The following is an 11,970-nucleotide window of genomic DNA, read 5'->3' as shown; positions in this document are numbered from 1 at the left end:
ACACGTACCGCCCGCTCCAGCTGCGACGCCGTACAGGACAACGCCAGATTCACCAGCTCCTTCTCCCGCAACGAGGTCGCGACCCGCGTCAGCGCCCGCACCTTCGAATACGACAACCGCCCCGCACCGAACGCCTCCCGGATCAGCGGCAACTCCGTCAATGCCTTCGCCACCCGTATCTGCTCCTGCGCCGTGCGCTGAGAGACACCTGCCTTCCACGACATCCAGTGCGCGAGCGAATGAACACCCGGCCCCCTCCACGACTGCCGCTCATCCAATTCCGCCACCAGAGACAAGAACTCGGCGGTGAGCGCGGTGATCTGCGCGGCATAACCGAGTACTCGTCTTTCCAGCGCGTCATCTGACAGAGACGCCGGATCCGCGCCATCGAACATCGACGACACGTTCTCACCGTGCAGCACCGAAACAGACACCCCAGGCCCCCAGCCGTTCGAACGGATATACGAACAACGTATCGGCGCCCACCGACAAAGTAGCTGGTCACGGCGCTTCGAGCGTTCCGCGGAACGCTCGTCACCTTCACCGGACGCGTCAGAGCTGCGCAGGAAGTATCAGTGACTCAACGTGCACGGCGCCGAGGCACGGTCTGGCACTTCGGGCAGAAGTACGAGCTGCGGTTCATGAACGACTCCCGGCGCATGATCGCCCCGCAGCGGCGGCACGGCAGCCCCTCGCGTCCGTAGGCGTTGAGCGAGCGTTCGAAGTAGCCCGACTGGCCGTTGACGTTGACGTACAGCGCGTCGAAGGACGTACCCCCGACCTCCACCGCCTCGGTCATCACCGCGGTCGCCGCGTCGATCAGTTCGAGCAGCTTCTTGCGCGAGATCGTCTCCGCGATACGTGCGCCGTGCAGTCGCGCACGCCACAGCGCCTCGTCGGCGTAGATGTTGCCGACCCCGGAGATGACGGTCTGGTCGAGCAGGACGCGCTTGATCTCCGAGTGTTTGGCGCGCATCCGGGTCACGACCGCTGCCGCGTCGAAGGCCGGGTCGAACGGGTCGGGCGCGATGTGCGCGACCGACACCGGGATGTCGTCGGCGCCCTCGGACACCGCGTAGTCGTCGAGATGCCATCCGCCGAAGGTTCGCTGGTCGACGAAACGCAACTCGTTGTCGTCGTCGAGGGCGGCGCGGATGCGCAGGTGGGTGTGATCGGGTGCCCCGTCGCGGGCGATCAGCATCTGACCGCTCATGCCGAGATGCACCACGAGGGCGGCGCGGTCGGTGTCGTCGGCGACATCGATCCACATGTACTTGCCGCGACGACGCACCCCGGTGACACGTTTGCCGGACAGGCGACCGATCAGGTCCGGTTCGCCGCCGACGTGGCGACGCGCGGCACGCGGATGGCGTACCTCGACCGAGGTCACCGTGCGCCCGGTCAGATGCTTCTCGAGACCCATGCGCACGGTCTCGACCTCGGGTAGTTCAGGCATGGACTGCCGGTGTCACGAGGAGGCGGCGGCGCGTTCGGTGAGCGCCGTCCACGCGAGGGCCGCCGCCTGCTGCTCGGCCTCTTTCTTGGTGCGTCCGACGCCCTCGCCCAGGTTCTCCCCCGCGACCATCGCGATCGCGGTGAACTCCTTGTTGTGGTCCGGTCCGGTGGACGAGATCTGGTACTGCGGCGGGCCGTAACCGCGTTCCGAGCTCAGCTCCTGCAGCGAGGTCTTCCAGTCCAGCCCCGCGCCGAGTTGCCCGGCCTTCTCGATGCGTTCGTCGAAGAGTCGCAGGATGATCCGCTGCGAGGTCTCCAGCCCGTGACTGAGAAACACTGCGCCGAACAGCGATTCGAGGCCGTCCGCGAGGATCGAGTCCTTGTCGCGGCCGCCGGTCATCTCCTCGCCGCGGCCGAGATACAGGTACTTGCCCAGGCCGCCCTCGTCGCCGAGCCCGCGGGCCACGTCGGCGAGCGCGTGCATGTTCACCACGCTGGCACGGATCTTGGCGAGCTCACCCTCGGGGCGGTCCGGGAATCGGAGGTACAGGCGTTCGGTGATCACCACACCGAGAACGGAGTCCCCGAGGAACTCGAGGCGCTCGTTGGTCGGCAGCCCGCCGTGCTCGTAGGCATAGGAACGGTGCGTGAGCGCCAGTGTCAGAAGGTGTTCGGGGATGTCGGTGTCGAGAGCGGCGAGCAGCGCGGCACGCCGACCGTCCTCGCGAGTGGTCTCAGTCACGACGTTCCTGATCGCCCGGTTTGTCCTCGTCCGCCTTGTCTTCCTCTGCGAGCTCGGAGAACTTGTTAGCGAGACCGGCCCACCGAGGGTCGATCAGCTCGTGCGCGTGGCCGGGTTCGGCGACCGCCAACCGGATACCGCACACCTGGCAGAGCCCGGGGCAGTCCGGTGAACACAGCGGCGACATCGGGAGTTCCAGCGCCACCGCGTCGATGATCGACTGTTCGAGATCGATGCGGTCGTCGACGATGCGGTGCACGTCGTCTTCCTCGGTGGTCTGCTCGGTCACACTGTCCGGGTACGCGAACAGTTCGGTGAGGAACACCGTCACCGTGCCGTCGATCGGCTCGAGGCAGCGCGAACACTGCCCCGCGGTCTCGCCGCACGCGGTGCCGGTCACCAGGATTCCCTCGCTCACCGACTCGAGCCGGAGGTCGAGATCGACGTCCGAGCCGGCCGGGATGCCGATCATCTCGACTCCGAGCTTGTCCGGGGTCGCCACCGTCCGGTGCACCTCTGACATGGTGCCCGGGCGACGACCCAGCGACCGGACGTCGAGGACGAAGGGATCGCGCCGTGGCGCGGAATCGGGACCGTGCGACGGTTCTGATGTCACAGCATGATCAGACACAAACTGCACCATACGCTCGCGATCGCGAATCATCGACTGACGCCACGGTGTGTGCCGGGTCGGTCGCCCGACCGGTCACACCGCCAGCGGGGATCCCTGGTCACGGTCGTAGGAATTCCGGGTCGACGTCTCGCGCGACCGCGAGTGGTCGCCGCGCGAGTCGCGTGCCGCATCGTCCACGCTGCGTGGGTATTCGACGTAGTCGTGCATGCCGGCGCCGGTGCGCAGCTGGTGCCGTCCGCGGTTCACCGAACGCAGTGTCCCGGTGAGGATCTCCTCGAACTGGGCCAGCTTCTCGTCGACGTAGACGTCGCAGTCGCCACGCAGACGGTCCGCCTCGGCGTGCGCGGCGTCGATGATGCGCTCGGCCTCCGACTTGGCGGCGCCGACGACCTCGGTCTCGGAGACGAGGCGCTGCTGTTCGGCGATGCCGTCGGCCACCGACTTGTCGTAGGTGTTGTTCGCCGCGTCGATGGTGCGCTGCGCCTCGGCCCGTGCGCGCCCGGTGACGGCCTCGAATTCGCGGGCAGCACTGGTCTGGAGCCGGCGTGCCTCTTCGGTGGCATCCTCGACGAGCGAGTGCGAATGCGAGCTCGCCTCGTCGACCATGCGATCGGCCTGAGCCTTGGCCTCGGACAGGATGCGATCGGCCTCCGCCCGGGCGTGGGCGAGGACGGCCTCGGATTCGGAGTCGGCCTTGGCGACCGTCGTCTCGGCGTGCTCACGCGCATCACCGATGAGCGTGTCGCGCTGGTCGAGGACGTCCTGAGCGTCGTCGAGCTCGCCCGGGATCGAGTCCTTGATGTCGTCGAGGAGTTCGAGCACGTCACCACGCGGCACGACGCAACCCGCGGTCATCGGCACACTCCGTGCCTCCTCGACAATCGCCACGAGCTCGTCGAGAGCCTCAAATACCCGGTACACAGCCACTCCAATCCGGCGCTTGCCTGTTTGCAACAGTTGGTGAATCTGTGACTATTGTGCCGAATGTTGCGCCTGTGATTAGTGAAGCGCGTGGGGTGTGTCGCGGGTTTCCCCAGGTGATTCCTCAGACGGACCGCTCACCGGTCAGCTTTGCCGTGAGGCGCTTGTGGATGTGCGACGACAAGAACGGCGCGACGTCGCCGCCGAGCTTGGCCACCTCTTTGACGAGCGAACTCGAGACATGCGCGAACCGGGGATCGGTGAGAAGGAAGACCGTCTCCACATCGGCGAGCGCGCGGTTCATCTGGGCCATCGGAACCTCGTAGTCGAAGTCGACCGCCGACCGGAGGCCCTTGACGATCGTGTGGATCGACTCCTGCTTCAGATAGTCGACGAGAAGCCCTTCCCAGCGATCGACCCGCACGCCGGGCAGATCGGCACAATCCTCCTCGATGAGCGCGATCCGCTCCTCGACGCTGAACATCCCGCGCTTGTTGGGATTGACCACCACGGTGATGACCACCTCGTCGAAACACGCCGCGGCGCGTTCGACCACGTAACGGTGGCCGAGGGTGAAGGGATCGAAGGAACCGGGACACACTGCCGTCGTCATGGCCTGAACTTACCGTCAGGTCCTACGCCTCAGTGTCGTCAGGAGCTGCGCGGCGGCGTCTCAGGCACCGGTGAACTCTGCGACCTCGACCCGGGTGTCGCCGTAGTTCTTGTCCACCAACACCTCGAAGCCGGCGGGCCAGATCCGGCCGGTGGAGCGGGCGGAGCGCTCCACGACCACCAGGGCATCGTCGGCGAGCCGTGTCGCGGCCAGTCTGGTCAGGTCCTCGGAGAGCGCCGTCGCGTCGACCGCGTACGGCGGGTCGGAGAACACGAGGTCGTACTTCCGTTCGGGCGGCGAGGACAGATAGGCGGACACCGGTCTCGTCAGTACCGTGGTCGACGAGGCGATGCCACAGGCCTGCACATTGGCCCCGATGACCGCGGCCGCCTTCCGTGCCGAGTCGACGAAGGTCGCGCCGGCCGCTCCTCGTGAGACCGCCTCGATGCCGAGGGCGCCGGAACCGGCGTACAGATCGAGAACCCAGAGCCCGTCGAGATCGAATCGGGCGTCGAGGATGTTGAATACCGACTCCCGCACACGATCGGAAGTGGGACGAGTTCCCTCGCCCGGAACGCGGAGCCGTCTCCCCCGCAGCTCGCCCGCGATAATCCTCGTCATGGGGCCATTCTGCTCTCCCGTGAAGCCCCGATGACACCCGTGGGTGACACTCTTGTGACTCACTTCACATTGCATGTCTGATCAGGTAGAAGGTAGGGGTTCGACGAGGCAATTTCCGCAGGTGGGTGACTTCGCCGACACGCGTTGTTAACGTCGATGGCGTTATGAGCCCTTCACAAACAAGAACGGCCCCAACAACTGTCCTTACCGTCGACTATCGGATGCCGACTGTCGCCGACGGTACCCGCCTCTGGGAAATCGCCTCGGACTCAAAGGTTCTCGACGTCAACTCGTCGTATTCCTATGTGCTGTGGTGTCACGACTTCGCCCAGACCTCGATCATCGCCGAAGTCGATGGCCGTCCGGTCGGTTTCGTCACCGGATATCGTCGCCAGAACGATCCATCCACCCTCATGGTGTGGCAGGTCGCCGTCGACGACTCGATGCGCGGACACGGCATCGCCGGGTCCATGCTGCACCACCTCTTCGATCGCGTGAACCGCCTCGGCATGGTGGCGATGCACACCACGATCAGTCCCGACAACATTCCGTCGCAGCGACTGTTCGAGTCGGTGGCGAAGGCTCGCGGCCTGCGTTTCGAACGCCGTGATCTGTTCGCCGCCAACGCTTTCCCGGACTCGCACGAGCCCGAGGACCTCTACATGCTGGAACCGGAGATCCCCGAGCCCTGAGCTCGCGCGTGATCCCTCAGCACCCCGGACCGCGGCACAGCCCCTGACCGACGGTTTCCGGATGCGCAGTGCCGCAACATCGTTGGCGCTGATCCACCACAGCGTCGCTGCGCGACGCCGCTTTTCGAGTTCATATCGCCGATGGGCACCGAACTCACGATGTCACCCATAGAAGGAAGCACCGATATGCAACTTCTCGACGCCACCCCCGTTCTGGAAAAGTCCTTCGACGATTCCATCTTCACGACCCACGAATCCGAGGTGCGCAGCTACTGCCGCAACTGGCCTGCGGTCTTCACCACCGCCAAGGGTTCCTACATCACCGACCAGAACGGTCGGGAGTACCTGGACTTCTTCGCGGGCGCCGGTTCGCTGAACTACGGGCACAACAACCCCGCGCTTAAGAAGGCTCTGATCGAGTACATCGAGTCCGACGGCATCACCCACGGCCTGGACATGGCCACCGTCGCCAAGGGGAACTTCATCGAGAAGTTCCACCAGCACATCCTTCAGCCGCGCGGACTCGACTACAAGATCCAGTTCCCCGGTCCGACGGGCACCAACGCCGTCGAGTCGGCCCTCAAGCTGGCCCGCAAGGTGACCGGCCGTGAGTCGATCATCAGCTTCACCAACGCCTTCCACGGCATGACCCTGGGTTCGCTGTCGGTCACCGGCAACTCGATGAAGCGCGCGGGCGCCGGTATCCCCCTGGTCCACGCCACCCCGATGCCGTTCGACAACTACTTCGGCGGCGTCATGGAGGACTTCGCCTGGTTCGAGCGCGTCCTCGACGACTCGGGCAGCGGCCTGAACCGTCCCGCCGCGGTGATCGTCGAGACCGTGCAGGGCGAGGGCGGCGTCAACGTCGCACGCGCCGAGTGGCTGCGCGCGCTGTCGGACCTGTGCGAGCGCCGCGACATCCTGCTCATCGTCGACGACGTCCAGATGGGCTGCGGCCGGACCGGCGAGTTCTTCTCGTTCGAGGAGGCCGGCATCAAGCCCGACATCGTCACGCTGTCCAAGTCGATCAGCGGCTACGGTCTGCCCTTCGCGCTGACCCTGTTCAAGCCCGAGCTCGACGTCTGGACCCCCGGCGAACACAACGGCACGTTCCGCGGCAACAACCCCGCCTTCGTCACCGCCGCCAAGGCCATCGAGACCTACTGGTCCGACGACACCCTGACCCGGGAGATCCACGCGAAGGGTGAGCGCATCCACGAGGTCTTCTCCGAGCTCTGCAACCGTTACGAGGGCATCTCGACCCGCGGTCGCGGCATGGTCCGCGGCCTGGCGTTCGACGATCACACGGCAGCCGGGAAGGTCTGTGCGCAGGCCTTCGGCGCCGGGTTGCTCGCCGAGACGTCGGGTCCGTCCGACGAGGTCGTCAAGCTGCTCCCGCCGCTGACCATCTCCCGCGAGGACCTCGACCGCGGCCTGTCCATCCTTTCCGACGCAGTCAAGGAGGTGATCGGATGATCGTCCGAACCACCCAGGAGATCACCGGTACCGATCGCGATGTCGCGGACCCCAAGGGCAACTGGGTCTCCAAGCGCATCGTCCTCGGCGGCGACGGCGTGGGGTTCTCGTTCCACGAGACCACCATCGCCGCCGGCAGCGTGAACGAATTCCACTACGCCAACCACATCGAGGCCGTCTGGCTCGTCGAGGGCACGGGTACCCTGCTCGACCGGGAGACCGGCGAGACCTATCCGCTGGCCCCCGGCACGATGTACCTGCTGAACGGTCACGAACGCCACACGGTCACCGCCGACACGCAGATGCGGATGCTGTGCGTGTTCAATCCGCCGGTCGTCGGCACCGAGGTGCACGACGAGAACGGCGTGTACCCGCTGGTCGCCGTGCCGCAGCCGGCCGGCAAACATGCCGAGGAGACCGTCGTGTCCTGACGGACGCCAGCTCAGAAGAGCATTCCGAGTGCGCACCCTGCCTATCCTGGGCAGGGTGCGCACTCGTCTTCAGCTCGGCCACGCCCCGGCCGAACACACGCCCCTCGACGATGATGTCGCCGAGCGCATCGAGCTCGCGTCCGACATCCTGGCCGGGCGTCGCGTCGCGGTCCTGACCGGAGCCGGCATCTCCACCGACTCGGGAATACCCGACTACCGCAGCCCGGGTTCACCGCCACGCACGCCGATGACCCTGGAGATGTTCCTGTCCTCCCCCGAGTTCCGCCGGCACTACTGGGCGCGTAATCATCTCGGCTGGCGTCACATGGACGCCGCACTACCCAACACGGCGCATCTGGCGCTCACCGAACTGCAACGCCGCGGCGCGGTCTCGACGGTGATCACTCAGAACGTCGACATGCTGCACACGAAGGCCGGGACGAAGGGAGTGCTGGAACTCCACGGGTGCTATGGGCGCGTACGCTGCCTGACCTGCGACTGGCGGATCTCCCGGCACCGGCTCGCAGAGGAGCTCGAGAAGGTCAACACCGGCTTCGCCGACCGGGTCGCGGGACGCGGCGCCATCGAGGTGGCACCCGATGCGGATGCGACGCTCTCCGACACCTCCGACTTCGTGATGATCGACTGCCCGCACTGCGGGGGCATCCTCAAACCCGACATCGTCTACTTCGGCGAGACGGTTCCGAAACCACTTGTCGCCCAGGCATTCTCCGCGGTCGACGAGTCCGACGCGCTGCTGGTGGTGGGGTCGTCCCTGACGGTCATGTCCGGCCTGCGGTTCGCGCGCCGGGCCCATCGCGCCGGTAAGCCGCTGATCATCGTGAACCGCGGACACACCCGCGCCGACGAGCTGGCCGTGCTCAAGATCGACCATCGGGCCGGGGTCGTGCTGCCGGCCCTGGCTGCAGGCTAGAAGTTCAGCGCGACACGACGACCAGGTCGTCGGCGTGCACGACGGGCCGCTGCAGTTCGGCCGGGAGTTCGTCGGTCTGGCGGCCGACCATCGAGGTGACGTCGTCGGAGTCATACGAGGCGACCCCGCGCGCCTTCACCGCCCCGCGCTGGTCCACCAGTTCGACGACGTCGCCATCGAAGAACCGGCCCTCGACGCCGACCACGCCGGCGGCGAGAAGCGAACGACGCCGATGGGATACCGCAGCCACCGCACCGTCGTCGAGGACGATCCGACCCCGCGTGTCCGCGGCGTGACGCACCCAGAACCGACGTGCGGACAACCGCTCCTCGCGGGCGGCGAACACCGTACCCACCGAGGCGTCGGCGAGAGCTTGCGCCGCCGACGAGGCGGCGGCCAGCAGGACCGGGACACCGGCATCCGCGGACAGGCGGGCCGCGGCCAGTTTCGAGGCCATCCCGCCGGTACCGAGCGCTCCCCCCGACCCGGCGATGACGCCGTCGAGATCCTCGGGCCCATTCACCTCGGGGATCAGACGGGCACGTCGACCGTCGACGCCCACCTTGCGCGGGTCGCCGTCGTAGAGTCCGTCGACATCGGAGAGCAGCACGAGCGCGTCGGCGCCGCTGAGGTGGGCGACGAGGGCGGCGAGCCGGTCGTTGTCGCCGAACCTGATCTCGTTCGTCGCCACCGTGTCGTTCTCGTTGACCACGGCCACCGCACCCAACGACCGCAGACGATCAAGCGTGCGTTGGGCGTTGGCGTGATGCGACCGGTTGGAGATGTCGTCTGCGGTCAGCAGGACCTGCCCCACGGTGCGGCCGTAGCGGGCGAACGAGGTCCCCCAGGCATGCGCCAGCGCCAGTTGTCCGACGCTTGCCGCGGCCTGCTTGGTTGCGAGGTCCGTCGGACGCTTCTTGAGACCCAGCGGGGCGATACCCGCGCCGATCGCACCCGACGACACCACGATGACATCGGAGCCGGCACGCATCCGCGCTTCGAGCGCGTCGGCCAAGGCGTTGAGCCGATCCCGATCGAGTCCCTCGGTCAGGTCGGTCAGAGCCGACGAGCCGATCTTCACCACGACGCTGCGCGCGTGCGCGATCTGTTCCCGAACGCCCCGAACCTCGATGCGGGCTTCCGCGGTCACGACTGGTCCTGCTCTCCGTCCTCGACGGGCAGCCCGCGGCGCAGCCGGCGCGCCTGCTTACGTTCGGCGGCGCCCACGCGATCGTTGCGGTCGAGTCGGATGTCGGTGCCGCGTCCGGTGACCGGGACGTCCTCGCCCATGGGCGTGCTCGGCTCCCAGTCGAAGGTGACCGCACCGATGGTGACCGGCGCACCGGGCTCCGCACCCAGCTTCACCAGTTCGTCTTCGACGCCGAGCCGGTTGAGGCGGTCCGCCAGGTAGCCGACGGCCTCGTCGTTGTCGAACTGCGTCTGCGCGATCCAGCGCTCCGGACGTGAACCGCGCACGATGAAACCGCCCTCGATCTCCGGATCGCGGACGATGGTGAACCCGGTGTCGTCGACAGCCTTCGGACGGATGATCGCGCGGCGGGGCACCTTGGCGGGCTGGGCTTCCCGGTACTCGCGGACCATCTTCGCCAGTGCGAAGGTCAGTTCGCGCAGACCCTCGTGGGCCACGGCCGAGATCCGGAAGACCGGCCAACCGCGTTCGGCGAGTTCGGGTTCGACGAGGTCGGCGAGTTCGGCGGCATCGGGGACGTCGATCTTGTTGAGGATCACCACACGCGGACGCTCGGCCAGGTCGCCCAGACCGTGATCGGCGTCGAGCGCCGGGCGGTAGGCGGCGAGTTCGGCCTCGAGGGCATCGATGTCGGACACCGGGTCGCGACCGGGTTCGAGGGTCGCGCAGTCCACGACATGCGCGAGGACGGCGCACCGCTCGAGGTGGCGCAGGAACTCGAGTCCGAGACCACGGCCGGTCGACGCACCTGGGATCAGGCCGGGCACGTCGGCGATGGTGAACACCTCACCGGCGGTCTGGACCACACCGAGATTCGGCACGAGGGTGGTGAACGGATAGTCGGCGATCTTCGGCTTGGCCGCCGACAGCACCGACACCAGCGACGACTTACCCGCCGACGGGAAGCCGACGAGACCGACGTCGGCCACGGACTTCAGCTCGAGAACGAGGGAACGTTCCTGGCCGTCCTCACCGAGGAGGGCGAAGCCGGGGGCCTTGCGGGCCTTCGACGCGAGCGAGGCGTTGCCGAGGCCGCCTCGACCGCCCTGTGCCGCCTCGAAAGTCGTTCCGGCGCCGACCAGGTCGGCGAGAATGGTGCCGTTCTCGTCGAGCACGACGGTACCGTCGGGCACCTTGAGGACGAGATCCTCGCCGTTGGCGCCGTCACGGTTGTCGCCGGCACCGGGTTTGCCGTTGCTCGCCTTGGCATGCGGACGGAAGTGGAAGTCGAGCAGAGTGTGCACCTGCGGGTCGACGACGAGGCGCACCGACCCGCCGTTCCCGCCATTACCGCCGTCCGGGCCGCCGAGAGGTTTGAACTTCTCCCGGTGGACCGAGGCGCAGCCGTGGCCACCGTTGCCCGCCGCGACGTGAATGGTCACGCGGTCGACGAACCGTGACATCGAATCCTTCTTCCATCCAAAAAAGAACAGGGCGGGCCGGGTACGTGATGACCCTGCCCGCCCTGCGAAAAGGCTTGTCGTGCCGGATAGCTCGGGTCAGACCTGAGCGGTTTCCGGGACGATGTTGACCGTCTTGCGGCCACGCTTGCTGCCGAACTCCACCGCGCCTGCGGCGAGCGCGAACAGGGTGTCGTCGCCACCGCGACCGACGTTCACGCCGGGGTGGAACTTGGTGCCGCGCTGACGAACCAGGATCTCTCCCGCGCTCACCTGCTGGCCGCCGAAGCGCTTCACCCCGAGTCGCTGGGCATTGGAATCGCGACCGTTGCGCGAGCTCGATGCGCCCTTCTTATGTGCCATGTGTCAGTCCTCCTGAGGTCTTCGCGAAGCTGGTCGAACTACTTGATCCCGGTGACCTTCAGGAGCGTCAGCTTCTGACGGTGACCCTGGCGCTTGTGGTAGCCGGTCTTGTTCTTGAACTTGTGGATGCGGATCTTGGGGCCCTTGACGTGCTCCACGACCTCGCCGGTGACCGAGATCTTGGCCAGCTTGTCGGCGTCGGTGGTCAGGGTCGAGCCGTCGACGACCAACGCGACCGGCAGGCTCACCGTGGAGCCGACCTTCTCGTCGATCTTCTCGACCTTGACAATGTCGCCCTCAGCGACCTTGTACTGCTTACCGCCGGTCTTGACGATCGCGTACGTTGCCATCGAAGTTCTTCCTCTTACTCGTCTGGTCGGGCCCTCGCCAGCGCCGAGGCGCTCTCGAAGGCGTTCGTGTAGTGCATCCCGGCGCGGGCCGCAGTCGACCCAGTCAGCTGACCGGGAGTGGCTGCAGA

General features: G+C 66.8%; 15 protein-coding genes. 4 read left to right on the top strand and 11 right to left on the bottom strand.

The window, feature by feature from the left end; translation table 11 throughout:
- The 7 genes from GOAMI_RS14130 to rsmD all read right to left on the bottom strand — a co-directional run.
- Positions 1-395 (bottom strand): DUF222 domain-containing protein (locus tag GOAMI_RS14130; RefSeq protein WP_157228324.1); only part of this gene is annotated, 395 nt, incomplete at its 3' end.
- Positions 396-580: 185 nt separating this feature from the next.
- Positions 581-1,456, bottom strand: a complete 876-nt coding sequence (gene mutM / locus GOAMI_RS14125) for a bifunctional DNA-formamidopyrimidine glycosylase/DNA-(apurinic or apyrimidinic site) lyase (protein ID WP_006437219.1) — start codon at positions 1,454-1,456, stop codon at positions 581-583.
- Positions 1,457-1,468: 12 nt separating this feature from the next.
- Positions 1,469-2,197 (bottom strand): ribonuclease III, encoded by a 729-nt coding sequence (gene rnc / locus GOAMI_RS14120; RefSeq protein ID WP_006437218.1) that lies wholly within the window; start codon positions 2,195-2,197, stop codon positions 1,469-1,471.
- Entirely contained in the window at positions 2,190-2,861 is a 672-nt protein-coding gene (locus GOAMI_RS14115) for a YceD family protein (RefSeq protein ID WP_006437217.1), read from the bottom strand. Before GOAMI_RS14115 ends, rnc begins: the two co-directional genes overlap by 8 nt.
- Positions 2,862-2,903: 42 nt before the next feature.
- The gene (locus tag GOAMI_RS14110; protein WP_006437216.1) at positions 2,904-3,752 is read right to left on the bottom strand and encodes a DivIVA domain-containing protein; all 849 of its coding nucleotides are present in this window, start codon (positions 3,750-3,752) and stop codon (positions 2,904-2,906) included.
- Between the two features lie 124 nt (positions 3,753-3,876).
- Positions 3,877-4,365 (bottom strand): pantetheine-phosphate adenylyltransferase, encoded by a 489-nt coding sequence (gene coaD / locus GOAMI_RS14105; RefSeq protein WP_006437215.1) that lies wholly within the window; start codon positions 4,363-4,365, stop codon positions 3,877-3,879.
- Between the two features lie 60 nt (positions 4,366-4,425).
- On the bottom strand, positions 4,426-4,986 hold the full coding sequence (gene rsmD, locus GOAMI_RS14100) for a 16S rRNA (guanine(966)-N(2))-methyltransferase RsmD (RefSeq protein WP_006437214.1): 561 nt from the start codon (positions 4,984-4,986) through the stop codon (positions 4,426-4,428).
- A gap of 164 nt (positions 4,987-5,150) precedes the next feature.
- Here rsmD and ectA point away from each other — a divergent pair, with 164 nt between their 5' ends.
- The 4 genes from ectA to GOAMI_RS14080 all read left to right on the top strand — a co-directional run bounded on the left by ectA (position 5,151) and on the right by GOAMI_RS14080 (position 8,519).
- Positions 5,151-5,678: a diaminobutyrate acetyltransferase gene (gene ectA / locus GOAMI_RS14095; RefSeq protein ID WP_006437213.1), complete on the top strand. Its 528-nt coding sequence runs from the start codon at positions 5,151-5,153 to the stop codon at positions 5,676-5,678.
- A gap of 186 nt (positions 5,679-5,864) precedes the next feature.
- A complete protein-coding gene (ectB, locus tag GOAMI_RS14090) occupies positions 5,865-7,154 on the top strand; it encodes a diaminobutyrate--2-oxoglutarate transaminase (protein ID WP_006437212.1) in 1,290 nt (429 codons plus the stop codon).
- Complete coding sequence (locus GOAMI_RS14085; RefSeq protein ID WP_006437211.1) at positions 7,151-7,585, top strand: ectoine synthase; 435 nt, start codon at positions 7,151-7,153, stop codon at positions 7,583-7,585. Before ectB ends, GOAMI_RS14085 begins: the two co-directional genes overlap by 4 nt.
- A 55-nt stretch (positions 7,586-7,640) precedes the next feature.
- Complete coding sequence (locus tag GOAMI_RS14080) at positions 7,641-8,519, top strand: Sir2 family NAD-dependent protein deacetylase (protein WP_006437210.1); 879 nt, start codon at positions 7,641-7,643, stop codon at positions 8,517-8,519.
- Between the two features lie 4 nt (positions 8,520-8,523).
- On the opposite strand, the gene proB is transcribed toward GOAMI_RS14080, so the two are convergent.
- From proB to rplU, 4 genes are all read right to left on the bottom strand, one after another.
- Positions 8,524-9,669 carry a glutamate 5-kinase gene (gene proB / locus GOAMI_RS14075; protein WP_006437209.1) on the bottom strand — a complete coding sequence of 382 codons (1,146 nt, stop codon included), beginning with the start codon at positions 9,667-9,669 and terminating at the stop codon, positions 8,524-8,526.
- Positions 9,666-11,132, bottom strand: coding sequence for a GTPase ObgE (gene obgE, locus GOAMI_RS14070; RefSeq protein ID WP_006437208.1), 1,467 nt, complete (start codon positions 11,130-11,132; stop codon positions 9,666-9,668). The genes proB and obgE overlap by 4 nt, the downstream gene beginning before the upstream one ends.
- A gap of 96 nt (positions 11,133-11,228) precedes the next feature.
- A complete protein-coding gene (gene rpmA, locus GOAMI_RS14065; RefSeq protein WP_005198946.1) occupies positions 11,229-11,492 on the bottom strand; it encodes a 50S ribosomal protein L27 in 264 nt (87 codons plus the stop codon).
- A gap of 38 nt (positions 11,493-11,530) precedes the next feature.
- On the bottom strand, positions 11,531-11,842 hold the full coding sequence (gene rplU, locus GOAMI_RS14060) for a 50S ribosomal protein L21 (RefSeq protein ID WP_006437207.1): 312 nt from the start codon (positions 11,840-11,842) through the stop codon (positions 11,531-11,533).
- Positions 11,843-11,970: the final 128 nt, after the last annotated feature.

The organism is Gordonia amicalis NBRC 100051 = JCM 11271 (assembly GCF_000332995.1).
GTDB classification, from domain to species: domain Bacteria; phylum Actinomycetota; class Actinomycetes; order Mycobacteriales; family Mycobacteriaceae; genus Gordonia; species Gordonia amicalis.
This window is presented reverse-complemented; position numbering and strand designations above follow the sequence as displayed.

Bases quoted from the DNA above. Each gene is read 5' to 3' on its own strand.
- mutM (WP_006437219.1), bottom strand. From the start codon at position 1,456: ATGCCTGAACTACCCGAGGTCGAGACCGTGCGCATGGGTCTCGAGAAG.
- GOAMI_RS14115 (WP_006437217.1), bottom strand. From the start codon at position 2,861: ATGATTCGCGATCGCGAGCGTATGGTGCAGTTTGTGTCTGATCATGCT.
- coaD (WP_006437215.1), bottom strand. From the start codon at position 4,365: ATGACGACGGCAGTGTGTCCCGGTTCCTTCGATCCCTTCACCCTCGGC.
- rsmD (WP_006437214.1), bottom strand. From the start codon at position 4,986: ATGACGAGGATTATCGCGGGCGAGCTGCGGGGGAGACGGCTCCGCGTT.
- ectA (WP_006437213.1), top strand. From the start codon at position 5,151: ATGAGCCCTTCACAAACAAGAACGGCCCCAACAACTGTCCTTACCGTC.
- ectB (WP_006437212.1), top strand. From the start codon at position 5,865: ATGCAACTTCTCGACGCCACCCCCGTTCTGGAAAAGTCCTTCGACGAT.
- GOAMI_RS14085 (WP_006437211.1), top strand. From the start codon at position 7,151: ATGATCGTCCGAACCACCCAGGAGATCACCGGTACCGATCGCGATGTC.
- obgE (WP_006437208.1), bottom strand. From the start codon at position 11,132: ATGTCACGGTTCGTCGACCGCGTGACCATTCACGTCGCGGCGGGCAAC.
- rpmA (WP_005198946.1), bottom strand. From the start codon at position 11,492: ATGGCACATAAGAAGGGCGCATCGAGCTCGCGCAACGGTCGCGATTCC.
- rplU (WP_006437207.1), bottom strand. From the start codon at position 11,842: ATGGCAACGTACGCGATCGTCAAGACCGGCGGTAAGCAGTACAAGGTC.